Origin of the sequence: Paenibacillus sp. XY044, assembly GCF_002257645.1 — a bacterium.
Lineage (GTDB): Bacteria > Bacillota > Bacilli > Paenibacillales > Paenibacillaceae > Paenibacillus_AQ.
On record NZ_NQMO01000006.1, the window covers coordinates 343,923 to 369,825 of the forward strand.

24 protein-coding genes are annotated in these 25,903 nt (G+C 54.2%); 19 read left to right on the forward strand and 5 right to left on the reverse strand.

Features of this window, described 5'->3' with window-relative positions; translation table 11 throughout:
• Positions 1 to 129: 129 nt before the first annotated feature.
• Complete coding sequence (locus CJP46_RS23910; protein ID WP_094598124.1) at positions 130 to 2,394, forward strand: bifunctional 2',3'-cyclic-nucleotide 2'-phosphodiesterase/3'-nucleotidase; 2,265 nt, start codon at positions 130 to 132, stop codon at positions 2,392 to 2,394.
• 358 nt (positions 2,395 to 2,752) lie between these two features.
• Here the strand turns inward: CJP46_RS23910 and CJP46_RS23915 are convergent, their stop codons facing one another.
• The 5 genes from CJP46_RS23915 to CJP46_RS23935 all read right to left on the reverse strand — a co-directional run bounded on the left by CJP46_RS23915 (position 2,753) and on the right by CJP46_RS23935 (position 9,833).
• On the reverse strand, positions 2,753 to 4,144 hold the full coding sequence (locus CJP46_RS23915) for an MFS transporter (RefSeq protein ID WP_094598125.1): 1,392 nt from the start codon (positions 4,142 to 4,144) through the stop codon (positions 2,753 to 2,755).
• Positions 4,145 to 4,735: 591 nt separating this feature from the next.
• The gene (locus CJP46_RS23920; protein ID WP_094598126.1) at positions 4,736 to 5,326 is read right to left on the reverse strand and encodes a TetR/AcrR family transcriptional regulator; all 591 of its coding nucleotides are present in this window, start codon (positions 5,324 to 5,326) and stop codon (positions 4,736 to 4,738) included.
• 235 nt (positions 5,327 to 5,561) lie between these two features.
• A complete protein-coding gene (locus tag CJP46_RS23925) occupies positions 5,562 to 7,895 on the reverse strand; it encodes a glycoside hydrolase family 65 protein (protein ID WP_094598127.1) in 2,334 nt (777 codons plus the stop codon).
• A 137-nt stretch (positions 7,896 to 8,032) separates the two neighbouring features.
• The gene (pgmB, locus tag CJP46_RS23930) at positions 8,033 to 8,704 is read right to left on the reverse strand and encodes a beta-phosphoglucomutase (protein WP_094598128.1); all 672 of its coding nucleotides are present in this window, start codon (positions 8,702 to 8,704) and stop codon (positions 8,033 to 8,035) included.
• 91 nt (positions 8,705 to 8,795) lie between these two features.
• Positions 8,796 to 9,833: a LacI family DNA-binding transcriptional regulator gene (locus CJP46_RS23935; protein WP_094598129.1), complete on the reverse strand. Its 1,038-nt coding sequence runs from the start codon at positions 9,831 to 9,833 to the stop codon at positions 8,796 to 8,798.
• Positions 9,834 to 9,987: 154 nt separating this feature from the next.
• Between CJP46_RS23935 and CJP46_RS36660 the strand changes: the two genes are divergently transcribed.
• The 18 genes from CJP46_RS36660 (at position 9,988) to CJP46_RS24025 (ending at position 25,887) form a co-directional block, all read left to right on the forward strand.
• Positions 9,988 to 10,137 (forward strand): hypothetical protein, encoded by a 150-nt coding sequence (locus tag CJP46_RS36660; protein WP_179281296.1) that lies wholly within the window; start codon positions 9,988 to 9,990, stop codon positions 10,135 to 10,137.
• 160 nt (positions 10,138 to 10,297) lie between these two features.
• Positions 10,298 to 12,052, forward strand: a complete 1,755-nt coding sequence (locus tag CJP46_RS23940; RefSeq protein ID WP_256992495.1) for an alpha-amylase family glycosyl hydrolase — start codon at positions 10,298 to 10,300, stop codon at positions 12,050 to 12,052.
• 678 nt (positions 12,053 to 12,730) lie between these two features.
• Positions 12,731 to 14,053: a sugar ABC transporter substrate-binding protein gene (locus CJP46_RS23945; protein ID WP_094598130.1), complete on the forward strand. Its 1,323-nt coding sequence runs from the start codon at positions 12,731 to 12,733 to the stop codon at positions 14,051 to 14,053.
• 230 nt (positions 14,054 to 14,283) lie between these two features.
• Complete coding sequence (locus CJP46_RS23950) at positions 14,284 to 15,585, forward strand: carbohydrate ABC transporter permease (protein ID WP_094598131.1); 1,302 nt, start codon at positions 14,284 to 14,286, stop codon at positions 15,583 to 15,585.
• Positions 15,582 to 16,427, forward strand: a complete 846-nt coding sequence (locus tag CJP46_RS23955; protein WP_094598132.1) for a sugar ABC transporter permease — start codon at positions 15,582 to 15,584, stop codon at positions 16,425 to 16,427. The genes CJP46_RS23950 and CJP46_RS23955 overlap by 4 nt, the downstream gene beginning before the upstream one ends.
• A gap of 293 nt (positions 16,428 to 16,720) precedes the next feature.
• Complete coding sequence (locus CJP46_RS23960; RefSeq protein WP_094598133.1) at positions 16,721 to 16,927, forward strand: hypothetical protein; 207 nt, start codon at positions 16,721 to 16,723, stop codon at positions 16,925 to 16,927.
• A 273-nt stretch (positions 16,928 to 17,200) separates the two neighbouring features.
• Positions 17,201 to 17,830, forward strand: a complete 630-nt coding sequence (locus CJP46_RS23965) for a hypothetical protein (RefSeq protein ID WP_094598134.1) — start codon at positions 17,201 to 17,203, stop codon at positions 17,828 to 17,830.
• Positions 17,820 to 18,368, forward strand: a complete 549-nt coding sequence (locus CJP46_RS23970; protein ID WP_256992496.1) for an accessory gene regulator ArgB-like protein — start codon at positions 17,820 to 17,822, stop codon at positions 18,366 to 18,368. The genes CJP46_RS23965 and CJP46_RS23970 overlap by 11 nt, the downstream gene beginning before the upstream one ends.
• On the forward strand, positions 18,346 to 18,486 hold the full coding sequence (locus tag CJP46_RS23975) for an AgrD family cyclic lactone autoinducer peptide (protein WP_094598135.1): 141 nt from the start codon (positions 18,346 to 18,348) through the stop codon (positions 18,484 to 18,486). The genes CJP46_RS23970 and CJP46_RS23975 overlap by 23 nt, the downstream gene beginning before the upstream one ends.
• Before the next feature lie 19 nt (positions 18,487 to 18,505).
• Entirely contained in the window at positions 18,506 to 18,883 is a 378-nt protein-coding gene (locus CJP46_RS23980) for a LytTR family transcriptional regulator DNA-binding domain-containing protein (protein WP_179281297.1), read from the forward strand.
• Positions 18,884 to 19,059: 176 nt separating this feature from the next.
• On the forward strand, positions 19,060 to 19,686 hold the full coding sequence (locus CJP46_RS23985; protein ID WP_094598263.1) for a TetR/AcrR family transcriptional regulator: 627 nt from the start codon (positions 19,060 to 19,062) through the stop codon (positions 19,684 to 19,686).
• Positions 19,687 to 19,807: 121 nt separating this feature from the next.
• On the forward strand, positions 19,808 to 20,668 hold the full coding sequence (locus tag CJP46_RS23990) for a transporter substrate-binding domain-containing protein (RefSeq protein ID WP_094598137.1): 861 nt from the start codon (positions 19,808 to 19,810) through the stop codon (positions 20,666 to 20,668).
• A gap of 35 nt (positions 20,669 to 20,703) precedes the next feature.
• Entirely contained in the window at positions 20,704 to 21,348 is a 645-nt protein-coding gene (locus tag CJP46_RS23995) for an amino acid ABC transporter permease (protein WP_094598138.1), read from the forward strand.
• 13 nt (positions 21,349 to 21,361) lie between these two features.
• Positions 21,362 to 22,114, forward strand: coding sequence for an amino acid ABC transporter ATP-binding protein (locus CJP46_RS24000; protein WP_094598139.1), 753 nt, complete (start codon positions 21,362 to 21,364; stop codon positions 22,112 to 22,114).
• An 85-nt stretch (positions 22,115 to 22,199) separates the two neighbouring features.
• A complete protein-coding gene (locus tag CJP46_RS24005) occupies positions 22,200 to 23,417 on the forward strand; it encodes a M24 family metallopeptidase (RefSeq protein ID WP_094598140.1) in 1,218 nt (405 codons plus the stop codon).
• Positions 23,418 to 23,645: 228 nt separating this feature from the next.
• Positions 23,646 to 23,852: a sporulation histidine kinase inhibitor Sda gene (gene sda, locus CJP46_RS24010; protein WP_094598141.1), complete on the forward strand. Its 207-nt coding sequence runs from the start codon at positions 23,646 to 23,648 to the stop codon at positions 23,850 to 23,852.
• Between the two features lie 347 nt (positions 23,853 to 24,199).
• Complete coding sequence (locus CJP46_RS24020) at positions 24,200 to 24,901, forward strand: response regulator transcription factor (protein WP_094598143.1); 702 nt, start codon at positions 24,200 to 24,202, stop codon at positions 24,899 to 24,901.
• Positions 24,898 to 25,887, forward strand: coding sequence for a sensor histidine kinase (locus CJP46_RS24025; RefSeq protein WP_094598144.1), 990 nt, complete (start codon positions 24,898 to 24,900; stop codon positions 25,885 to 25,887). The genes CJP46_RS24020 and CJP46_RS24025 overlap by 4 nt, the downstream gene beginning before the upstream one ends.
• Positions 25,888 to 25,903 lie beyond the last annotated feature (16 nt).

Genomic DNA, 25,903 nt, shown 5'->3' on the forward strand with positions numbered 1-25,903 from the left:
TATTTCATAGGTTACATCGATATAAACTACTCTTGTAGACAGAACTTAATTTAACAATGGTTAGTTATATTAAGGGGTTAAATTTGTTCTGCCCACCGTACTCTATGTACATATATTAGGAGGGGTAACATGTCGAAGTCCCGTAAAAAAGTACTGAAGGGCATCACTGCCGCAGCCGTTGCGATCAACGTGCTCGCCGTTCCGATGGTGCCGGTATTTGCGGACAGCAGCAGCAACGGATCCAAGGTGAAACTGCGGATCATGGAAACATCCGATTTGCACGTGAACATGGTCAACTATGACTACTATGCGGACAAGCCCACCGACGAATACGGGTTTGCCAAGACGGCCAGCCTGATCAAGGCGGCCAGAAACGAAGCGAAGAACAGCTTGCTGTTCGACAACGGGGATTTGATTCAGGGGAATCCGCTTGGCGACTACGTGGCCAAAGTGAAACCGCTTAAAGAGGGCGAAGTGCACCCGGTGTACAAAGCAATGGATCTGATGGATTACGATGCCAGTGGTGTCGGCAACCATGAATTTAACTATGGCCTGGACTTCCTGAAACTGTCGGAAGAGGGAGCGAACTTCCCGATTGTCAACGCCAACGTCTACAAGGACGATGGGGACAAGGATGACAGCAACGACGTGAACTATTTTACCCCTTATACGATTCTGGACAAAAAGGTAACGGACGAAAACGGCAAGGAGCAGACGATCAAGGTCGGCGTCATCGCATTCGTTCCTCCGCAAATTTCCCAGTGGGATAAAGCCAACCTGGAAGGCAAAGTCATCGTGAAGGACATGGTCGAGACGGCCAAAAAATTCATCCCACAGATGAAGAAGGAAGGGGCCGACATCATCGTCGCGATTCCTCACTCCGGCTTTGAGGACATTCCAGAGACGCCTTTGATGGAGAATACGGTTCTGTATCTGAGCCAGGTGGAAGGCATTGACGCCATCCTGTTTGGACATGCCCATAAAACGTTCCCGAGCGCAGATTTCAAGGGTAAAACCGGCGTCGACCTGGAGAAGGGGACCATTAACGGGGTACCTTCGGTTGAACCCGGATTCTGGGGCGATCACCTGGGCATCATCGACCTGAACTTGGAGAACGTGGACGGCAAATGGAAAGTGGTCGATTCGAAGACCGAAGCGCGTCCGATTTACGATACGGCGAACAAGAAAGCTCTCGTTGATGCCGATCCGGAAATCGTGGATGCGGTGAAGACCGAGCATGATGCAACAATCGATTATGTACGCGGACCGGTAGGTAATACCAGCGCGCCGATCAACAGCTATTTTGCACTCGAACAGGACGATCCGTCCATTCAAATCGTGACCAACGCACAGAAATGGTATGTCGAAAAGAACCTGAAGGGTACCGAATACGAAAACCTTCCGGTGCTGTCGGCAGGAGCTCCATTCAAAGCAGGCGGACGTAACGGAGCGTCTTATTATACGAACATTCCGGCCGGAACGATCGCGATCAAGAACGTCTCCGACCTCTATGTGTATCCGAACACCGTGCATGCCGTTGTGGTTACGGGAGCCGAAGTGAAGGAATGGCTGGAGTGGTCCGCAGGCCAGTTCAACCAGATCGATCCTTCCAAGACGACGGAGCAGCCACTCGTGAACATGGACTTCCCGACATACAATTACGACGTCATCGACGGCGTATCGTATCAAATCGATGTGACTCAGCCGAATAAATACGATGCGAAGGGCGCTGTAGTGAATCCTTCGGCAAGCCGCATCAAGAACCTGCAGTTCGACGGCAAGCCGATTGACCTGAAACAGAAGTTTGTTGTGGCGACCAACAACTACCGCGCTTCGTCCTCGAAGCTCGCCAACCCGGACGGCAAGCGGATCATTATGGCCGCTCCGGACGAAAACCGCCAGGTCATCATCGACTACATCCGCGACAACGGAACCATCAACCCGTCTGCTGACGGCAACTGGACCTTTGCGCCGGTGGATGCCAAGCTGAACGTGACCTTCACCTCCTCTCCGGATGCGAAGGACCTTGCGGCCAGCAGCAAAAACATGAAGTACATCGGCGCGGCCGAGGACGGATTCGCCAAGTACGGACTCGATTTGTCGGTCAGCACGGGAGGAACAGCACCGGTGACGCCTCCGGCAACCACACCGGAGACGCCTGCCACGCCGTCCGAGCCATCGACTCCGGCACAGCCGTCGAAACCGTCGACGCCGTCCAAACCAGTTCCGACACCGGATACGAAGCCTTCCAGCAAAGTGTACGTTATCAAGAAGGGTGACAACTTGTATCGCATCGGGATCAAGTTCGGTGTGGACTGGAAGACCATCGCCCATGTCAACGGCATTACGAACGTGCATGGATTGAAGGTCGGACAGCAAATTATGATTCCATAAACTTTCAAATCATAGATGCCACTCGGGATCTAAAGGGAAAAGACGAAAGAGCAGAGAAGGTTCTGCCTTTCGTCTTTTTGTGTTCTATAAAAAATTTATGAGCATCCGGGGAACCCTGCAAGGTACCCGGAATCGGCATGGAGGTTTACGCCGGGGCTCAGTGAGGATAATTCGCGCAGACGGGGCTTTTATCACTGCGAAGCCGGCGGCAGCGAGGCGGGGGCTTCAGGCCGTACCGGTCTGCGGTAAAACCGCGAAGGATCAGCTGATTCAAAAACCATAGCTGCTCACCGCCACGCCCCTGGCTGTGGGCACGAGGACAGGGGCTGCGGCGGAGCGAGGGCAGCTGCGGAATGGATTATGAGCCGACACCGGAGCGGGCGTTCTTCTGCGGTGCCGCGCTGCGGCCGAAGCGGAGCAGGTAGATCAAGGCGACGATGGCCATCATGACGGCCAGCACCAGAAATATGCTGCTGTACAGATAGCTTGCTGGATACGTGTTCAGCGGGTTCCAATGGGCTGTGGAGCCGGAGTCGAGAATGCTGCTGTATACGGACGTGGCAACCGCCGCACCGATGAAGTTCAGCATGCTGAGCAGCCCCATGCCGACGCCGATCTCTTCCTTGGCCAGCGTGCGGGAAACGGTGTTCGACAGCGCGACCTGCATGAAGGTCTGGCCGACATTGCTGAAGATAAGCACGATGGCGATGATCCAGGCCTCGATGCCGGCAAAGACGGAGAGGAGAAGGAAGCCGACCAGTTGAAGAATGGCTGCGATACTGACGACGAAGAGGTTGCCCCTTAGGTCGGCGAACTTTCCTCCCGCGAAGCCGAGCAGCGCGGAAGCCGCGGCGCCCGGAATCATGATCAATCCGATGATACTGGCGTCCAAATGATTGGACCCGGCCAGCAGCTGCGGGATCAGGAACGGGATCGAGAAGGCGATGCAGGAAATGACAAAGGCAATGCCGATGCCGAAGGAATAGTTGAGATTCCGGAACAGCCGGGGCTGCACGAACGGATCAGCTGTTTTGCGGATGCGAATGATGAAAAGAACGAGCAGCAGTGCTCCGGCGGCAGCCGGTATCCAGCCTCCGCCGGTCAAGGCGTACAGGACCAGACCGGTTGCGGCGGCGAGCAGTCCGCCGCCCAGCACGTCCATGCGCCCGCCGGTTTCCGTGGCATCGTCCAGATACTTCCGGTAAAAGGGCAGGGTGAGGAGGACGAGCACAGAGAAGCAGAAGAGCCAGCGCCAACCGGCGTAGCCCATAATGAGCCCGGAGACTACGGGAGCGAGCGTGTTGCCGACGGCGAGTCCGATCGCGGACTTGCCGAGGGCGCGCCCCCGCTTCTCCGGCGGGAAATAGCGGACAGGGATGATCATGGCGGCCGCCGGGATCACCGAAGATCCGGCCGCCTGAAATACCCGGCCGATGACGATCATCCAGTAGGCGCCGGCGGCGAGCCCGAAAATGGAGCCGAGTACGAACACGATCAGCCCGATGGTGATCAGCTTCTTCAAGGCGTATTTATCCGCCAATTTTCCGTAGGTCACCGAGCCGACGGCATAGACGAGCATGTAGGCGGAGGACACCCAGCTGACCTGGGAGGCGCTCAGGTGGAACTCCGCCCGGATGCCGGGCAGTGCGATATTAAACATGGAGACGTTCATGACCGAAATAACCAGCGTGAACATAAGAATCTGGATCAGCTTGTTGCCTTGATTGACCGAATCTGTTGTTGATTTCATCGTGATTCCCTTCTTTCGGATACTTGATTAGTTGAAGAGGTGAGGCATTGCGGTACTACCTTTAATGGGATCTAGGTGAGTTCTAATTGAGTCTTGGTGGTGAGTGAGATCTAATGCGTTTTAGTGGATTCTAGTTGGTTCTAATGATGGGTATAGTGAATGCGTGTGAGTGAGTGCTAGTGGGTACTAATGAGTGCCGGTTTTAGTAGGTGTTAGTTGCTTTTATGAGCTCCAGCCAATTCTAATTAGGTCAAATGATCTCTAATCGGCTCAGATCAAGTCTAATGAGTTCCAATCGGAGATCAAATTGTCTGTCAGTGCTTACTGTCATTTTATTCGAAAAACAACCTCAAAAGTGCACTTATTTCGATGCCTTACGCCCAATTTGGAGGCAAAAAATGCAAAAGTGCACTACATTGGCCTCGATTTAGCCCAAAAGTGGGATTTTTCGAAAAATAGATGCAGATTTGCAGCTATTTGTCCCGGAAAGGAGTAATTAGGCAAAAATAGATGCACTTTTGCACTTATTGGTAGTCGAGCGGCGTGATCGCGGGTTAACGGACGTGAACAGATGCACTTTTGCTAGAAAGACTAAGGGGTTAATGCCCTAGTGAACAACCGGACGCTTTCCTCAATAAACGCATCCATTTCGATATCCGTAAACGTTTGGACCGCATGGGTCGTATTGAGGAAGGCCCCCAGGTTCATCCACATAAAGGCGACCGCCGTCAGCGACGGATCCTTCGTGACCAGCTTCCCTTGATCGGACATGCACTTGAAGTAATTCGTCAGGACCTCCCGAAACTGCCGGGGATGGCTTTCGGAATAATCCCGGAAGCCGGGCAAATGATCGCCGACCTGAATGCTGATCACAACCAGCTTCCGGTTGCGGTCCATAATTTTATGATAGGTCCGGCTGATCGTAAGCAGGTCTTCGTGCAAATTTCCTGTGAGCTTTTCCTTGAATAGCTTCTGCATCTCAGTTGCATACAAGTAACGGTCATATGCTTTCTCCAGCAGGTTCTGCTTGCTGCCGAAATGACGGAAGAGCGTCTTCTCGCTCAGCCCGGCTTCAGCAGCGATTTCACGTGTGGACACCCCGTCATAGCCCTTGGCGGAGATGAGGTCGATCGCCGCCTGCATCAGCTTATCCTGAGTGCTTAACTGGTTGTTCTCGTTCATGTGACTCGGCCCACTTTCCATGTTTTGACTGTCAGTGCTTACTGTCATCATAGTCATCGGGGTTGCTCTTGTCAAGGGCAAATCGCTTAGCTCTCTGTATAAAAAAAGCGGCCCGGCTTCTAAAAAAGCCAGACCGCTTTTCAGCAGTGGAGTCGATGTCAGCCTACGACTGCACTGCTCAATGCTAGCCGCGGCTGCGCTGCGCTCAATGCCAGCTACACTGCATTGCTCAATGTCAGCTTACAGTCGCGCTGCCGCTGGCACTAGCGATGCTTACCTGGACATGGCTCAGTCCGCCTAGCGGATAGCTGCGCCCGTAGACGCTGACGCTGACCGGAGTATCGGTCTCATTAGCCACGGTCACATCCTGCTCGCCGACCGTGACTTGGAGACGAGCGCCGCGGAACATCACCTTGAAGGAGAAGGCGTTCCAGTGCCCCGGATTGAACGGATTCAGGTGCAGCGCCCCATCCTTGACACGCAGCCCGCCGAAGCCGTGCACGACGGACATCCAAGTGCCGGCCATGCTCGTAGTGTGGCAGCCGTCCTCGGTGTCATTGTTGTAATTGTCCAGATCGAGGCGGGAAGTGCGCAGGTACATTTCGTACGCCTTTTCCCGGTAGCCCAACTCACAAGCGATGATCGAGTGTACGCAAGGGGAGAGGGAGGACTCGTGCACCGTCAGCGGTTCATAAAAGTCGAAGTTCCGCTTTTTCGTATCCAGGTCGTAGCGGTCCCCCAGGAAAAACAGTCCCTGCAGCACGTCGGCCTGCTTAATGTATGCCGAGCGCAGGATCCGGTCCCAGGACCAGTTCTGGTTCAGCGGCAGGTTCGATGGGGCCAGGTCTTTGACCGGCGTCAGATCCTTGTCGAGGAACCCGTCCTGCTGAAGGAAAATGCCGCGTTCCGCATCAACCGGATAATACATTTTTGCAAGGATATCGCCCCATTTGGCCGTTTCTTCGGGTGCCAGCGCCAACTTGGCCACCAGTTCCTCGTAGTGGGCCGGGTCGCTTGCCTGAAGGTCGGACAGCACCTGCAGCGTGTATTCCATCGTCCAGCAGGCGATCCGATTCGTGTACCAGTTGTTGTTCACGTTGTTTTCGTATTCGTTCGGCCCGGTCACACCAAGAATCATGTACTGGTCCTTGGTTGGGACGTAGTTCACCCGTTCTTCCCAGAAGCGGGAAATTTCGACGAGTACCTCCACGCCGTATTGGGCGAGGTAGCTGGCATCTCCGGTGTAGTTCACGTAGTTGTAAATCGCGTAGGCGATCGCTCCGTTGCGGTGGATTTCCTCAAAAGTAATCTCCCACTCGTTATGGCATTCTTCGCCGTTCATTGTCACCATCGGATAGAGTGCGCCTTTGGCGAAGCCGAGTTTACGGGCGTTCTCGCGCGCCTTCTCAAGGTGCTTATAGCGGTAGATCAGCAGGTTGCGGGCGATCGAGGCATCCGCCGTGCTCAGATAGAAGGGCAGGCAGTACGCTTCGGTGTCCCAGTACGTGCTGCCGCCGTATTTTTCACCGGTAAAGCCTTTGGGCCCGATGTTCAGCCGGTCGTCTTCGCCGGTGTACGTCTGGTTCAGCTGGAAAATGTTAAAGCGAATCGCCTGCTGCGCCGCCACGTCCCCTTCGATCACGATGTCGCTCTCGCGCCATTTGGCCGCCCAGGCCTGCACCTGTTCCTCATAGAGCTGCCCAAAACCGGCAGCAGCCGCCTCCTGGAGCGCCGATCGTCCGGCGTCCAGCAGTTGGGCGTAGCCGTAGTCGCGCGAGGTCACGTTCGCCACATATTTGTAGATGACGGTCTCCTCTTGCTGCTTGGCTTCTACCTGTACACGGTAGCCGACGTACTTTTCCTGCTCGATCTGCTCCGGTTCCAGCGCCAGCTTGGCGCCGTTCTGATGGATCTCAAACGTCATGGCCGAGGTGACGTGAAAATCGAGCTTTTTGGTCCGGATCGTTAATGCGGCGTTGTCTGCGGTCACTTCCTTGTGCACTTCGACCCAGAACTTCTCGTCGTAGTTCGAATCTTTATTCTGCACATCGCCGTCCAAATATGGTGTGACGGTTAGCGTTCCGGTGAAGTTCAGCGGCGTCACCGCATAACGGATCGCTCCGATTTCGTGCCGGGTCATGCTGACGAAACGGACCGCCTCGACACGAATCTCCTTGCCGTCCGGAAGGGTTGCGGTAAAGCTGCGCGACAGCGTACCCTCCTTCATGTTCAGCACGCGTCTGAATGCTTTGACTTGGCAGGCCGCGAGATCAAGCTCCGTGCCGTCAACCGAGATGCCGATGCCGATCCAGTTGGTGCTGTTCAGCACTTTGGCAAAATACTCGGGATATCCGTTTTTCCACCAGCCCACCCGGGTTTTGTCGGGATAGTAGACGCCGGCCATGTAGCTCCCCTGCAGGGATGGACCGCTGTATGCCTCCTCAAAGTTAGCGCGCTGGCCCATATACCCGTTGCCGATGCTGAAGACGCTCTCGGATATTTCCTGCTGCTGGGGATCGTACTGCTCCTCGATAATATTCCATGGGTCCAACGTTAGATATTGCTTCATGGTTAACCGGCTCCTTTGAAAATATAATGAATGCCTTGTTAGGCGACGTATAATCATTCTGCTGCGCGAGACAGGAGAGTCCTGATTTTAATCTCCGCAAGATTCCTGCCGCACGAACACCGCCTGGTTCGGGGAACCTAACGGTGAGAAACGAGCTCACGCAGACGGATCGTTGTCATGTCCTGCAGCGAAGGTACCACGGCTTCTGCCGCGCCAAGTACCTCCGGCGAGCCGATGCCGATGCTGCGCATGCCGGCACGCTTGGCGGCTTCGATGCCGGCCTCGGCATCCTCGAACACGACGCATTCCTGCGGCTGCGCGCCAAGCTCCCGGGCACCCAGCAGGAAAACCTCCGGATCAGGTTTGGCGCTGGCTGTTTTGGTCCCGTCGATGATCGCGTCGAAATACGGCACCAGGCCGGTATTGTTCAGGATGGTCATCGCATTTTTGCTGGCCGATCCCAGGGCAATGAGAATTCCGTTCTCCCGCAGCTCCCGCAGGAAGGCAAGTGCCCCCGGAAGGATCTCCTGTTCATCCATATGCGAAATATACTCGACATACCAGCGGTTTTTCTTGTCGGCCAGTGCGGATTTGGTCTCATCGTCCAGCTCAAGCCCGCCGACTTCAAGCAAAATGTCCAGCGACGCCATTCGGCTGACACCCTTGAGGCGCTCGTTATTCTCCGGTGTAAATACAAAGCCGAGCTCTTCGGCCAGGCGTTTCCATGCGAGATAGTGGTATTTGGCCGTGTCGACCAGGACCCCGTCCAAGTCGAACAGGCAAGCTTTGATGGGAGCTGCAGCTGTCATCTGTCATTCCTCCTTATGTAGTTGTGCAAACGTTTGAACAAACGGGTGAAAAGAAAGGAAGCACCGGGATGCTCCGCATGGTTTTAATACATTACGATGGCTTGGGCGGCGTAAAAATGGACGATTCCCGGATCACCAGCCGGTGGGGAATGATGTGGCGCTTCTGGAACTGCCGGTCCCCATCGTGCTGAATGGATTGAATCAGCGCCTGGGATGCGGTATAGCCCAAGTTGTAGATGCCGATATCCATACTGCTGATGGGCGGCGTGGACAGCTCGGCGATGGAAATGTTGTTGAAGCTGACGATGCACAGGTCGTCCGGAACACGGTATCCGAGCTCGTGAAGTCCGCGCAGGACGCCAAGCGAGACGAGATCGTCCACGACCACAAGGGCAGTGGGACGCTCGGGCAGATTCATGAAAAACGACATCGCCCGGTAGCCGCTCTCCTGGAGAAACTCACCTTCGACGATCCAGTCCTTGCGCATCTCCAGACCGGCCTCTTGCAAAGCGTTCGTGTAACCTTTCAGCCGGTCGCGCGAGACGATGTGATTCGGGGGCCCGCTGACAAAACCGATCCGCCGGTGGCCGAGGGATATCAGGTGCTTGGTCGCATCGTAAGCGGCCTGAACGTTGTCATTGTCCACGGACAGGATGTCCGGGTACTTCTCACTGCGTCCGATCAGCACGAACGGATGGCCGTTCTGCCGCAGAAAATCGACCACCGGATCCTCTTTGCGCGAATAGAGCAGGATCGCCCCGTCAACGCGTTTGCCGTTCAGCAGCCGGGATACGGCTTCAACCTCCTCCTTCTCACTGCCTCCGGAACTGATCAGCACATCATATCCAGAGCGGTTGGCCTGGGTGACGATACCGCGGATCAATTCCATGAAAAACAGATTCAGGAACAGCTCTTCGGCGGGTTTGGGCAAAATGACGCAAATGCTGTTCGTCGTCTTGGAAACCAGACTCTTGGCCGTCATGTTGGGGTGGTATCCGAGCTCCTCCATAACATCCCGCACCTTCTGCGACGTTTCACGGCTGATTCTGGTGTTATTCGACAGCACTCGGGAGACGGTGGAGGGGGAAACGCCCGCTCGTTTGGCGACATCTTTAATCGTTACAGACATTGGTTACCTCCCTGTGGAACCGTTTGCACTTTATCGTAAATGAGAAACGGCCGTCTCATAGACGCTGGCTATTTTACAATTGCTATCTTAGCCGAAACCCCCGAGCTTGTAAATATCCAACCTGAGGCGGCAAAAGAAGCCGGAGGGATCTGACTTGGGGCACTTTTTGCAAGCATGTAAAGCTAATGTGATGATAAAAAAACGTGATATAGATAGCATGAACAAAGAAATAAAAGATAATACCGCCTTAAGTGCTATAAATTACGGGAAATTGGATATGAATGCAGCTTTTCATAGAATTTAAGCCGTCGTATTCTCTCATACAGACCGGTGCCGTCCGAAAGCTGTCCAGTGGTCAGTCCTGTTCGTCAGCAAGTGTATCCGCTTTCTTTTTTGACTGGTTGGATGGGAATGGACCGTAGCATTCCGGTCAAGGGACGCCGGATCAAGCAAAGGAGGATGTCATGAAAACAAACCAATGGGGCAGTCCTGCCGGACCGCAGCTGCGGAAGCTCGCGGCAGGCATAACGGCAGTGTTTATGGCGGGTGCCCTGCTGTCGGGATGCGGCAGTGCGGGGAATAACGCTGAGAAAGACGCTAAGACTCAAGACGACCGGCCCGGCGCAGCTGCCGGCAGCCAGACGGCAAAACAACCGGGGCAGGCGGAAGCGGGAACCAAAGAACAGGGGGGATTAAGTGCCGCCCCGGCCATCGACGAGCAGCCGTCGACCGTGTTCTATGAGGTGTTCGTCCGCTCATTCTATGATTCGAACGGGGACGGCATCGGCGATTTGAAAGGGCTGACGCAGAAGCTTGATTACCTGAACGACGGTAATCCGGATACGACGGACGATCTCGGCGTCGGCGGCATTTGGCTGATGCCGATCCAGCCTTCGCCGAGCTATCATGGGTACGACATTACCGACTATGAGGGCATCAATCCCGATTACGGGACGCTGGAGGATTTGCAGGAGTTAATCGCCGAGGCGCACAAGCGCGGGATGAGGGTCATCATGGATCTGGTGTTGAACCACACCAGCACGCAGCACCCCTGGTTCGTCAGTGCGTCGAAGGATCCGCAGAGCAAATATCGGGACTGGTACGTGTGGGCGGAAGACCAAAAGCTCAGTCCCACCGGAGTCAGTGCGGCCGGCAGCGGCAGTCCGTGGCATGCCTTGAACGGAAGCCACTACCTGGCCGCGTTCTGGGAAGGCATGCCGGATCTGAATTATGACAATCCCGAGGTGCGTGCGGAAGCCGTCCGGATCGGGCAGTACTGGTTGAAACTCGGCATGGATGGATTCCGGGTAGACGGCGCCAAACACATTTACGAGAACCTGCAGAGCGATCGGGGCCAGGCGGCTACAGCCAAAAATACGGCGTGGTGGCAGGAATTTCGGACCGGTATGAATCCGGTGAACAAGGATGCCTATATCGTGGGCGAGGTGTGGGAGAACTCGGCCGCCGCTATCGCGCCGTATTTGGACCGGGCTTTTGATTCGGGGTTTAATTTCAGCCTGGCAGAGAGCATCCTGAGCGCGGTGAAGGACGAGAAGGACAACAACCTGGCCTTTACGCTGCAGCGGACCCAGCAGTTCTACGGGAAACAGTCGCAGGGGCGGTTCACCGACGCCATTTTTCTGTCGAATCACGACCAGGACCGCGTGATGAGCAGGCTGGACGGAAATCCGGACCATGCGCGAATGGCCGCCGCGCTGCTGCTGACGCTGCCGGGCAATCCGTTTATTTATTATGGCGAGGAAATTGGCATGCGCGGCGTGAAGCCCGACGAACGGATTCGGGAACCGATGGTTTGGAATGAGCTGTCCCGTCAGCCCGGTCAGACGTCGTGGGAACAGCCGCTTTTAACCGGGGAAGCAGCGAAAGGAATCAGCGTCCGGTCGGAATCGGTAGACTCGAATTCGCTGTTGACCGCCTACCGGAACCTGATCCGCTGGAGAGAGGATGTCCCCGCTTTGCGGGATGGCGACGTCCAGAGCTATGATTCAGGCAACCCGGCGGTTGTGTCCTTTATGCGCCGTAGTGCACAACAAACTGTGCTAGTTTTGCACAACTTGTCAGGCAAAGAGCAGCAGGTCCAACTCGAATCGGGGCAGGGAAAGGGAGTCGAAAAAATACTCAAAAGCAGCGAAAAGCCTGCAGTATTAAAGCAAAATCTGCTGCACATCCCTCCATATTCCAGTGTGATTCTGGAATGAATTTATCGTAATTTGAAGATATAATGCGATATATGAAGAATTAAAAAGAAAACCAGCTATAAAAGTCGGTAAATGGGCTAAAACACATTGTGCAAACGTTTTTACAAAAATTACGACGTTGTGTATGATAAACGCATGTTTAAAGCGCTTACTTGGTAACTTAATTCAAAAAAACCTGATTGTTCTTAGAGAAACTGCAGATTTACCCTGAATCTCCAACGTTTATTGTGTGCTTTGATCATTGCCCAGGAAGGCAGCATAACATGCCTCCAAGCCTGCCATATCTCGAAAGGTGCTTGAAACAGGGCGGTTTAGGCGCGTTTGTGAAATCGTTTGCGCAAATATGAAGTTGTGATTAGCTCAGTGTCGAAGCTGGGGGCAGGCAAGAACGATTGGGGAGGATAAGGATCAAGCAAGAACGATCAGGGAGGATCAAGCAAGGACGGATCAGGCAAGGGAGAACCCGGATGAGCGTCAGGGAGCCTGGCAAGATCGTCAGGATGGAGGCCAAGTACAGGCAGCAAGGTGGAAGTACTTAGGCAAAGCACTTGGCAGGTCACTCGGCAAGGCAGCCGGCATTGATTTGCAAAACAGGGTTATTCACCAGGCAGTGCTCAAAGGGAGTCAGCAAGGCAGTAGGTGAAACAAGTTCATGATCAGAGAGGGGTTCATTTTGGAATGAAGATGAAAAAGGTTATGGCGCTGGTCGCAACGTTGACCATGGCATTCTCGATTACGGCATGCGGCAGCTCCGGCAGCAAAGCGGAGGAGCAAACTCCATCAACGACAACAACCGAAACGGCGGCTACAGACGGCCAGTCGGATAACACAGCGGCTTCGGGTGACAGCCTTCAGCCAGAAGAAGGCGCTTCCCTCGTCGTATGGGAGTCCAAAGAGGAGCGCTCTTTTACCGATGAAATCGCCAAGCAGTTTACCGAAAAATACAACGTATCGGTCAAGATTGAAGAGGTAGCGGCAACGGATCAGGTAACGAAACTGTCGCAGGACGGTCCGTCGGGACTTGCAGCCGACATCGTGATGTTCCCTCACGATAACCTGGGCAGAGCCGCGGCAGCGGGACTGCTGCTCGCAAACGATGCGTTCAAGGATGAAACGGTGAAAAACAACACCGACGCCTCGATTCAAGGCGTTACCTATGACGGCGTGCTGTACGGGTATCCGAGAGCGGCCGAAACGTACGCCCTGTACTACAACAAGAGCCTTCTGAAGGAAGCGCCAAAGACGTTCGATGACGTCATCGCGTTCGGCAAAACCTTCACCGACAAAGCCAAGAAGAAATACGGCATCATGTGGGAAACGGGCAACATGTACTTCAACTATCCGTTTATCGCAACGACCGGCGGATACATTTTCGGTAAAGACGGCACGGATAAAGACGATATCGGCATCAACAGCGAAGGCGCGGTCGAAAGTCTGAAAACCTATGTGCAGCTGAAGGAAATCCTTCCGGTGAAGAGCGGCGACATTTCGCCGGACATCAAGCGCAGCTTGTTCAACGCGGGTGACGTGGCGATGGACATCAACGGTCCGTGGGAGCTTGCCGGTTACAAGCAGGCACTCGGCGACAATCTCGGCGTAGCTCCGATCCCTACGATCGGCGGCAAAGCGGCGATCTCGTTCTCCGGGATCAAAGCCTGGTACGTCAATTCCTTTACGCAGTATCCGAATGCAGCCCAACTGTTCGCGAACTTCGCTTCGAGCAAGGACGCTCAGCTGCTGCTGAACACGAAAGTTGGTTCCATCCCGACGAACAAAGAGGCACTGGAATCCGATCAAATCAAAAACGATCCGTTCATTTCTGCTTTTGCAGAGCAGACGAGAAACTCGCAGCCGATGCCTTCCATCCCGGAAATGGGCAACGTATGGAGTCCGGTGAACGCGGCGCTGCCTGAAATTTGGGACAACAATGCGGATCCGAAGACGGCAATGGATAAAGCGGCCCAGCAAATCAAAGATCTGAACAACGGCGCAACCAAGTAAGGAATCGACGCACCGCTGTCAGGTAAGGCAATAGTTAGGAATGGAAGTATGGCCCGCCGCCATCATCCGCGGCGGGTCATTCCCTGACATATCGGCACCGCTGGAAAGCGCGTACGCTTCAGCTGTCGATATCGCCAAGGAACAGGGCCGGGAAAGCGCGGCCTGTCTTCTTGGAAGCAGTACCCTTTGGGGTTGCTTCCGTTGACCCGGGGAGAGGAGAAGAGGATACGATGAACAGGCTCCGCGGCAAAGCCGCTTTACTGTCGATCATCAGCATGGGATTGGGACAAATCTATAACCGCCAATTGATTAAAGGCATCTTGTTCCTGCTGATCGAGGCTTTTGGCATTTACTACTTTATCAACAATTTGGGAAGAGCGCTTTGGGGAATTACGTCGCTCGGGGATACGCCGCGTCTGCTCGTTAAAGGCAAGTGGATCGATGGCGACCATTCCATCTTTATCATGATTCAAAGCTTGATCACGCTGCTGTTTCTGCTGATCTTTATCGTCATATATGTGATGAACGTCAGAGACGCGCACCAAACTGCGATCAAACGGGAAAGCGGGCAAGTCCCGAACAGTTTCGCCAAATCCGTCAAATACGTGATGGATTATAAATTCGCCCAAGCCTTTTTGACGCTGCCGGCGCTCGGCATCTTGTTCTTTACGATCATGCCGATCCTGTTTATGATCATGCTGGCCTTTACGAACTATTCCGCACCGAACCATATCCCTCCGGCGAAGCTGGTGGACTGGGTCGGATTCCAGACCTTCAAGGATCTGGTGTCGCTGAAAACCTGGAGCCATACGTTTTTCGGCGTATTAACTTGGACCATTATCTGGGCGATCCTGTCCACGGCGACCACGTATTTGGGCGGCCTGCTCGTTGCGCTTTTAATCAACCAGCAGGGCATCAAATTCAAGGGCATGTGGCGGACGATCCTGGTTATCCCTTATGCCATCCCGCAGCTGATTTCGCTGCTCGTCATGAGGAATATGTTTAACGGCCAGTTCGGGCCGATCAACCAGTACCTCGGCTACTTCGGGTTCGGGGGCCTTCCTTGGCTGACCGATCCGTTCTGGGCCAAGGTGACGGTCATTCTCGTCAACATGTGGGTGGGCATTCCGGTCTCGATGATCCTGATCATGGGCGTGCTCACGACCATTCCGAAGGATATGTACGAAGCAGCTGAAGTCGACGGGGCGAGCGCGTATCAGAAATTCCGCATCGTTACGCTGCCGATGATTCTCTTCTCGACGGCGCCGACGCTGATCATGCAGTTTGCCGGAAATATCAACAACTTCAACATGATCTTCCTGCTGACGAACGGAAACCCGGTCGTCGGGGACTATCAGTACGCGGGAGCGACGGACCTTCTCGTGACCTGGCTGTACAAACTGACGCTGGATCAGAACAAATACAATATGGCGTCGGCCGTCGGCATCATCATCTTCCTGATTATCGCCATATTCTCCATTTACAATTACCGGCGGACCAAATCATTTAAAGAGGAGGATATGATCCAATGAGCGGACGTCAAGGCAGAAAAACGGTTCGGCTAACGGTTAGCTACATCATTCTCATCATCATGGCCATCGGCTCGGTCTATCCGGCCCTCTGGGTCATTCTCGGTTCCTTCCGCCCGGGAAAATCGCTCTACAGCAAAACGCTCCTTCCAGAAGCGTTCACGCTGGACCATTACCGGGAGCTGTTTACGTCCAGCAGCATTCTGTTCGGCCAGTGGTACCTGAACACGCTGAAAATCGCCGTGTGCTCGATGATCATCGGTGTCTTCCTGACCCTGCTCACGAGCTATGCCGTGTCGCGTTTCCGCTTCAAGTGGCGCAAGACGGCATTGTCGACCGTGCTCATTCTCGGCATGTTCCCGGGATTCATGAGCATGATCGCGATCTACCTGCTGCTCAAAGAGTGGCATTTGCTCGATACGCATCTCGCCCTGATCATCGTCTATGCGGCGGGAGCTCCGCTCGGCGGCACCTTTATCGCCAAGGGCTTTCTCGATACGATTCCGCGGACGTTGGATGAGGCGGCGAAGATTGACGGAGCGAGCAACTGGACGATTTTCAGCCGGATTATTCTGCCGCTGTCCCGGCCGATGCTGACCTATATGGCACTGACGCAGTTTGTCGGCCCATGGGTGGACTACATCTTTGCGCGCCTCGTGCTGCGGACGAAAGAGAATTGGACGCTGGCCGTCGGATTGTTCGACATGGTCAGCACGAATCAGAATACGAATTTCACCACCTTCGCCGCAGGGGCGGTTCTGATCGCAGTGCCGATCACGATCCTGTTTATCTTCCTGCAGCGCCTGCTGGTAGACGGTTTGACGTCGGGGGCGAGCAAAGGATAAACGGGCAGCGGAAGTCGATGATTCCTGCTTCAGCCGGATCATGGCAACTTGCTCCTGTCGTGGAGGCTCATTCCAATCATGGGTGCGCTGCCGCAAAGGCTTGCTTTTGGACAAAAGGATAAGGGAAAGGCACAGCTTTCGCATCATGCGAGCAGGCTGTGCCTTTTTGCATTTTCCCCAGGCTGGAAGAGCCTCTCCTTGCATAAAAAAATACCGAAACGGAAGGGATTTGCCACCGCATGAAGTATATGTTATAGGGGGAAAAAGAAATAGATCGAAGGGAGTCTACCTATATGAATCAATCATGTTTCGAAGACCGGATTTACTGTATGGGATGTGGTAAGCTCGTGAAGGAGAACCAGGCCAGACAGGTGCTGAAGACCGGATACTATATGCACACCCACCGGCTGGCGGCGGGATGCGACCAGTGCGGAGCGCATTACGTGGATTTGCTGCCGGACGAGGCGGCCACCAGAGCAGCGGATTACCACCACTTTTGAAAGCGTATTCAAAAATAAAAGGCGAATGTGTCGATTTAACCGGGAGGTTGCCGTAAAAAAAATCGCAAAAACATAAAATTCCATCTTTCGTTTTTATCGACAAAGTCGTATGTTTATAGTAAGGAAAATATTCCAATTTATAAAATATATTAGGGAAGCAAAATGCACCGGGGAAGTCCCTCGGCGCATGGATGCTGGCCGCCGCCTGTGAACCGTGAGGATAACGGAAGAAGAGTCAAGCATAGGAATGGTACGGTAGTAGGAGGAAGTTAGGTGGAAGCTTTCGGCTTCATGTTTTTTTCATCGCTGGAGACGCTGGCGATTTATTCGCTGACGATGTCGCTTTTTAGGTTCAAAACTTCGGATTACCTGTGGCAGGCTCTGTGTATCACGCTGCTGGCGAACGTGCAGAGCTATGTTTTGAGGGACGAGCTGTCACTGGCGTTCGCAGCGCCGTTAATCACGATTCTGATTTACATCCTGTTGTACACGACCGTGATGAAGATTCCGCTGGCCTGGTCCGCCATTTGTACGATTCTGGGTTATGCGCTGTATGCGCTCATCCAGACCGTCTATGTGCTCTGGTTGTTTGGCTCGGTTCAGGAGGTTAACGCCACGGACGCCAACTCTTACAGCCTGCAGGTCGTCTCGGCATTAACGGGGCTCGGGCTGTCATGGCTCATGTACAAGTTTGGCATCGGGTTCGCCTTTGACTTTGAAAGGCTGCGCTTCAAGAAAGAGCACATCGTGCTGGTGCTGCTGATTATGGTCACGCTCGTCTCGGTGGAGTTCATCTTCTATTATAACAAGGTATGGATCAACGTTTTGTTTTTCGCCTGTACGTTCGGCCTCTTTTTGTATTACACCATCCGAAAGGAAGAGGAGGATATCCATGCTGATTGAAACGGCCGCCTTCCGGATCGCCGAAGGGATCAAGCGGCAGGTTCCGGATCATAAATCCTCGGTGAACATCCTCAAACATGCGATTGCCGTCATTCTGAACGTGGTGTTGATCATCGCCCTCACGCTGCTGGTCGCGTTCTTCACAGGGCATATGGGCCGCGCGGCGATAGCGCTGATCGGATTTGCGCTGCTGCGCCAATTTACGGGCGGTATTCATCTGAAAACCGGGGAATGGTGCGTGCTTGCCACCACCGCCTTGTTCACTCTGGTGTCGTTCATCGAGCTGCCCGCCTTCTATGTTCAGGTATTGAACGTTCTCAGCATGGTGCTTGTGGCTGTATTCGCTCCGAGCAAAATCGAAAAGCAATCCAGAATACCGCGCAGGCATTACCCCAAGCTGCGGGTGATCGGAGTCCTCATTGTACTGGCCAACGTCCTGATCCAGTCGCAGACGCTTGCCGTCGTCTTCTTTGTCCAAGCCCTCAGCCTGATTCACCGAAAGGAGGTGAAACGCCATGTCACTGATCAGCAAAGTTAAGCACAGCACATTTTCAGCTATTGCCTCGGCATTAACGCTGGTAGCTGTGTATCTCGTAAGTGTTGCCAGTCCCGTGTATGTTTACAGCGGTGAGACGCCAGAGGAACTGCTGAAGTGAAATGGAGGAGCTGATTCAGATGCAATATCTTACGGTTTCACGAGATATTGAAGGGGAATCAGGCATCGTCAATCTTCGGGTACACGATATTTTGTTCATGGAATTCAGCATTCCGGCGGACCGGGTTGTCGTTCATACGATGGAGGAGCAGTTTTATATGAACGGTACGCTCAAATACTGGTCCGGCATGCTGAACACCAGCGGGTATACGTTCCGCAACGTGGACCGGAACCTTGTCAATGTGGACAGGATCATGCTGATCGACAGCGTGTACAAGAAGGCGTATTTCGAGCCGGAAATCCATAAAGGCTCCAAATGCTGCACCATGGCGTTTAAAAGGTACAACAAGATTAAAGAGGAGTTATTAGCCTATAACCCGGGAATATTGATCGTCTGAAAGGAGCTGCGCTGGAGCAGCTCCTTTTTTTTGCTGCTCCAAAGGCATCTGAAAGCCGCAAATGTACCGGCGAGGAAGAAATTATCGCTTGACCCCGGGTGATTCGTATACTATAGTAAGCCCATCGGAATTAAATTAACTGACTCGTCAGTCAAGTGAGGAAAGGGGTCCTGATTCTGCCATCTCAAACCAATGAAGAACCGCTGCGCGAGCAGGAGCTGAGGCAGGCCGCCCTCGAGCTGTTTGCACGCAAAGGTTACCATAATACAAAGATATCGGAAGTGGTGAAGGCGGCCGGCGTCTCGCAAGGGACGTTCTACTGGTATTTTGACGGGAAGGAACAGATGGCCATCCGTTTGGTGGAGAACGGCCGGGACAAGCTGGTCGAGGTCATCGAGCAGGGATACCGCAAGCATGCGGGTTCTGTAGACGACATGGTGAATTCCTCAGCCAACCTGCTGACCAACCTGTTCGCATTTGCCAATGAGAACCGGAATTTGATGGCCTTTCTGCTGATCAAGGGGCAGGGCGCGGATCCAAAGGTCCGTTCGGCGGTATCGGAAGTGTGGATCGCGTTTGAAGAGGCCTTCAAGAAAAATGTGCTCCGCGCCATTGAGTTGGGTATGCTGCCGCAGTTTACGGACGTTTCGCTGCGCGTGAACATCCTCGTTTCGCTGATCACGGGCGTTCTGACCAAATGGTTGTTCGGTCCGCTGCATGACGTGGACTACGAGCCGGTGTACACCGCCTCGCAGATTGCTGAAGAAACGGCCCGGTTCGAGTTCCGCGGGCTGCTGGGTTAAATATTACAACCAATATAGAATGAACTAAAAAAATGAATAACATAGGCCTCTATTGGGCGTTATAACAGGAAGTTCAATAAAAAATTTAGTTCAATCTATATACTCAAGGGGGATTATAGAAATGAAGTTTAGAGTCAAATCACTATTTATGTCGCTGTCGCTAATCGCCGTTATCGCTCTGGTGCTGGCCGGCTGCGGCAAAGATACGGCGCCATCGGGCAGCAATGCTTCCGGTGGAAGCGGCAATCAGGCTTCGTCGTCGGGTAATCTGCTTGAGCAGATCAAGAAAAACGGAAAGATCAAAGTAGGCTTGATGGGTACGTATGCCCCGTACAACTTTTTGAATGACAAAAAGGAAGTCGACGGATATGACGCCGACATCGCCAAAGCGATCTCCAAGAAGCTCGGGGTTGAGGCCGAATTCATTACCGGCGAATTTTCGGGCCTGATCGAAGGTCTGCAGCAGGGGAAATATGATGTGCTGATCAGCCAGGTAACGATCACGGATGACCGGAAGAAAACGATGGATTTCTCGGAGCCTTACATCAAGAACTCCGTCAATGTGGTCGTGAAGAGCGACAACGATACGATCAAGTCGCTCGACGATTTCAAAGGCAAGAAGATCGGCGTCGGCCTTGGCACCAATGACGAGAAATACCTGCGCGATGAAGCGATGCCGAAGGTCGGCAAGTTCGAAATCGCCACGTACAACGACGTCATTTCGTCCCTGATGGATTTGAACACGGGCCGGATTGACGCAACGATCAACAACATGTTCGCCCTGAAGCCTCTCATCGACCAAAACCATCTGAAAGTCAAAGCGGTCGGTGATTCCATCAAGGACGATTACGCTGGTGTCGCGATGCGCAAAAACAATCCGGAGCTGCTGGATGCGATCAACAAAGCGCTGGACGAGATGAAGACCGACGGAACGTTGAAGGAAATCCACCAAAAATGGTTCGGCGTCGATCCAAGCTTTTAATTCATGAGTCATACCGCTGTGGGAGGCCGTTTTAAATGAAATTGGTAATGGATAATTTGGGTTTTCTGTTTACGGGAGCCTATTACACCCTGCTCATCACGATCGTCTCCATGTTTTTTGGGTTGTTTATCGGACTGTTCACAGCCATCGCCCGGTTAAAAGGGAACCGGCTGATCGCCGGCATCGCCAGGGTATATGTGTCCATCATCCGCGGAACCCCGATTATCGTGCAAATCTTCATCATCTACTTCGGCTTACCCGATTACGGGATTACCCTGGGGCCGCTGACGTCCGCATATATTGCGCTCAGCATCAATATCGGCGCTTATTTGTCCGAGACCATCCGCGGTGCGATTCTGTCCGTGGATAAAGGGCAGACCGAAGCGGCGATGTCCCTGGGGCTCACGCCCTGGCAGACGATGCGCAAGGTCGTTCTGCCCCAAGCGGCCCGGGCGGCGATCCCGCCGATGGGGAACACGTTTATCGGCATCCTGAAGGAAACGTCGCTCGTGTCCATCGTCACGGTTACGGAGCTGCTGCGTTCGGCCCAGCTGCTGATCGCGCAATATTACGTGGCCATGCCGTTCTACATTGCCATCGCCATCATGTATTGGGTGATGAGCACAGGCTTTTCCGCGATTTTGAACGTCATCGAGCGGAAGCTGTCCAAGGCTTATTAAGGAGGGAGAAGGCATGATCGAAGTCAGCCATTTAAGCAAGAGCTTCGGATCGTTATCGGTTCTGAAGGATGTGAGCCTTGACATTCGGCAGGGAGAGATCGTGGTGCTCCTGGGTCCGAGCGGCTCGGGGAAGAGTACCTTGCTCCGCTGTCTGAACGGCCTGGAGCAGGCCGATGCCGGCTCGGTCCGCATCGACAGCGTCCACCTCGAAGCTCCAATGAGCGCCAAAGAGCGAAAAAAGGCAGTTCACGAGCTGCGCAGCCTGACGGGCATGGTGTTTCAATCGTTCAACCTGTTCCCTCATCTAACCGTCCTGGACAATGTGATCATGGCTCCGATGACGGTGAAAAATATGCCGAAGGAACAGGCGATCGAAATTGCCGAGAAATTGCTCGGCAAGGTCGGGCTGGCGGAGAAGAAGGACGAGTATCCTTCGCGGCTGTCCGGCGGGCAGCAGCAGCGGGTGGCGATCGCCCGCGCTTTGGCGATGGAGCCGAAGATCATGCTGTTCGACGAGCCGACATCGGCGCTCGACCCGGAGCTGACCGGCGAGGTGCTGCAGGTGATGCGGCAGCTGGCCGAAGAAGGGATGACGATGGTCGTCGTAACGCATGAGATGAAATTCGCGCAGGAAGTGGCGAATCGGATCATCTTTATGAGCGAAGGCATCATTCAGGAAGAAGGGGATCCGGAACATTTCTTTGCCGGACCGAAGACGGAGCGTGCACGCAAGTTCCTTCGCCAGATGGCGCAGGAGCCGGTTTAAGAGCGGAATAAGCACAACGATATACGGACTTAAGAACGGAAATACGGAGACAGGACATCCTGATCCGAAGGAGTTGAAGCGCAGCATGAATCAAGACCATCAGCAGCATCTGGACATGATTTCGGAGCGGGCCCGGCAGATCATGGACAGCGAAAACATCGACGCGCTGGTCGCTACCAGCAGCGAAAATTTTTATTATCTCTCAGGGCATCAGAGTGCCTTTATGTATACCCTGCGCATGAGTGAGGTTGGACTGGCGGTGCATTTCCGCGATCCCGGACGGAAGGCGATCATCATTATGAATGATTTTGAAGCCGCCGGATTTACCGGGGATCCTGCCCGGTATGAAATTCGCACCTATCCCACTTGGGTAGACGTGGATGATCCGCTGAATTTGAAAGGCGGCAGCTATCAAGGGAAGCGGCCGGTGTCCCCGCAGGCGGAGGAAATGTTCGGCGTCCTTCAGCAGGTGCTGGAGGAGTACGGAATCTCCCGGGGGCGAATGGCGGTCGAGCTGGACTTGATGCGGCATTCTTCCGTGATGGCGCTCCGCAAGGCGTGCCCGGACATATCCGAACTGGCCGAGGCGGGGCCAATCTTCACGCGGCTTCGGGCGATCAAGACGCCGTGGGAAATTCAGCAGCTGCGCAAGGCATGCGCCTATGCGGAAGCGGGCGTCGAATACGCCGTCCGCGAAATCGAACCAGGCGTCTCCGCCGCGGGGATCGTGGATGCGTTCCGGAGATCGCTGATGCGGAACCCGGACGGGTCGACGCCGCGGTTCCATATGATTTCGGTCGGGGACCACTTTGCCCCTGTACAAGTGTTTGATACCCGGCCCAGCCGGCCGGGGGACGTGATTAAATTCGACGTAGGCGTCGAGGTGGCCGGCTACGGCTCGGACATTGCCCGCACCTTTGTGCTGGGCGAGCCTGCGGATGCCACGAAGCGGATCTATGAGGCCCTCCGGCGCGGGCATGACCGCCTGCTGCAGATGATCGAGCCCGGCATGCCGATGAAGGCGGCGTTTCAGGAGGGGATGAGCGTCATCCGCGCGGCGGGATTGAGCCAGTACAACCGGGGCCATCTGGGGCATAGCGCTGGGCTGAGCCTGGCCGCGGAGGAAGGGCCGTTCATCAGCCCGTCCGAGACGGCAATTTTTGAACCGAACATGGTGGTCTGCATCGAGACGCCTTATTACGGTCACGGGATTGGCGCCATCATGATTGAGGATATGCTTCTGATCACAGAGAACGGCGTAGAGCGGCTCAACCGCTTGAGCACAGACTTGGTATCTTTGTAATAAAGAGCTAAAGAAGTAAGGTTATGTATATAGAGGAAAAGGCTATATGAACTATTACTTTCCTGGTAAACATTCATCCCGATGAAAGTTCATTTACAAACCGCGTGGCTTGGTTTTAAATAGGGTAAGCCCATTTTCCTCGCAAAATCGGTTATTCATCATTAAGGTTTCCTTCCGCCTGGAGATCTCCAGGTTTCTTAGGAACCTTGGAAGATCGGGGGGATTGAAATGCAAATCTTGTCTGATGAACAGCTTCTGGAATGTGTGACGCTGGCCAAGCAGCTGGAGCTGGACCCAGAATTCCTGGCCCTGCTGATGTCGGAGATGCAGCGCCGGGGGATCGAGCTGCAGGATGAGGACGGTGTTCTGCTTCAGGAGGATTATGAGGTATCCGGCAGCAGTGAGCTGGGGGCAGCCGAAATGTACTTTGCATAATCGGATGAATGAAGGAAGTATTGACGGCAACCGAATGGAGAGTCGTCATTAGACCCAAGGGGGCATCGACGCAGCATTTGCTTCGGGCTTACCGGTTGTGCACTTGACTGAAGAGAATAAGGGCTCAGCGAAGCTGAACCATTCCATAATCGGTACCACATTTTCGCTGCACACGGTCTGTTTTCTGTGAATGTATGCAAAAAGGATATTTTGAAAAAGGAGCTGGGCCATTTTGGGCCTTCAGCTCCTTTTTTTGCTCTTTTTAGGCCGGCATTCGGCCCGGCAGGCCGGGCATGGTACAATACCAATGAGTGAGAAGACACCTTTGCCAAAGGAGATTTTTCGTCATGTTTAAAATTTTCATCGTGGAAGATGATAAGAAGCTCGTCAGCTTGCTGGAGGAGCATTTACATAAATTCGAATATGACACGCGTTCCGTAACGGATTTCGCATCGGTTCTGAGCGACTTCCGGAGCTACGATCCGCATTTAGTGGTTCTCGACATCAATTTGCCGAAATACGACGGATACTATTGGTGCCGGCAAATCCGCAGTCTGTCGACATGCCCGATTATTTTCATTTCGGCGCGGGAGGGCAAGATGGACCAGGTGATGGCGCTGGAAAACGGGGCGGACGACTATTTGACGAAGCCGTTTGATTACGAAATCGCCGTGGCCAAAATCAGCAGCCAGCTTCGCCGGGCTTACGGTTCCTATGCCGCGTCCCAGCAGACGCGTTCCGTTACGGTCGCGGGGCTTACATTGGACGTGGACCGGCTCCATCTGACCTTGAACGGGCAGAAGGTGGAGCTCAGCCATACCGAAGCCAAAATATTGGAGGAGCTGCTGACCCGCCCGGAGCAGGTCGTCAGCCGGGACCGGCTGCTGGACCGGATCTGGGATGACCAGTCGTTTGTGGATGACAACACCCTGAACGTTTATGTCACCCGTGTCCGCAAAAAACTGTCGGCGCTCGGCGTCCATGACGCCGTCCAGACCGTCAGGGGCCAAGGTTACCGGCTGCTTCCGGGCTGGGAGGGCGAAGCATGAAGCTGTATCTGAGAGACCAAGCCCCGCTCATCGCCCTCTATATCCTGCAATTATTTCTCATCACCCTAGTGTACCGGCTGGACGGATACCGGAACGCCGAGGTCAGCCTATATGCGGCCCTGCTCAGCAGCTGCCTGTTCGCCGGGTATCTCCTGATCCGGTACTGGCGCAACCGGACCTTCTACGCACGGCTGTCCGCGCCGTCCCCGACGACGGAAGAGCTGCTGAACAACAAGCAGCAGACTCCTTTGTCCATTAGCCTGCACCGTCTGATCAAAGGGCAGTACCGACGCTATCAAACCGAGCTGCAGCAGTATAAGCACAAGCTCGATTCCCATATTCAATTCATCAACCAGTGGGTGCATCAGATGAAGACGCCCGTGTCGGTCATCCATCTGATCATTCAGCATCAGGACAAGCCGGAGTTCACTGCGATCGGCGATGAGCTCGACCGGCTCCGGAAGGGGCTGGACATGGTGCTGTACACCGCCCGGCTCGACACGTTCGAGAAAGACTTTTATGTGGAGGAGCTGGATCTGGAGCGGGTGGTGCGTTCGGTGACGTCCTCCCAGCGTCGGCTGTTTATACGGAGCCGCATTTTCCCTGTCATCGAGTTCGAACGACCGCTCCGGATCGCTTCGGACGAGAAGTGGCTGTCCTTTGTCATGACCCAGCTGGTCACGAACGCGGTCCGGTATTCCACGGGGGAGGAGCGCCGGCAAATCCGGTTCCGCGGATACCAGAGCGGCAGCGAGGCGGTACTGGACATCCAGGACGAGGGCATCGGCATTCCGCAAGGCGACCTGCCGCGCGTGTTCGATCCGTATTTCACCGGTGAGAACGGCCGGATGTATCAGGAATCGACGGGTATGGGACTGTACCTGGTCAAACAGATTTGCAGCCGCATGGGACATGGCGTCGAGATCGAATCGGAGGAAGGACGGGGGACGACCGTCCGGATCAAGTTCCAGCTTACAAATGTGTAAGCTTGTGTAATGTTGC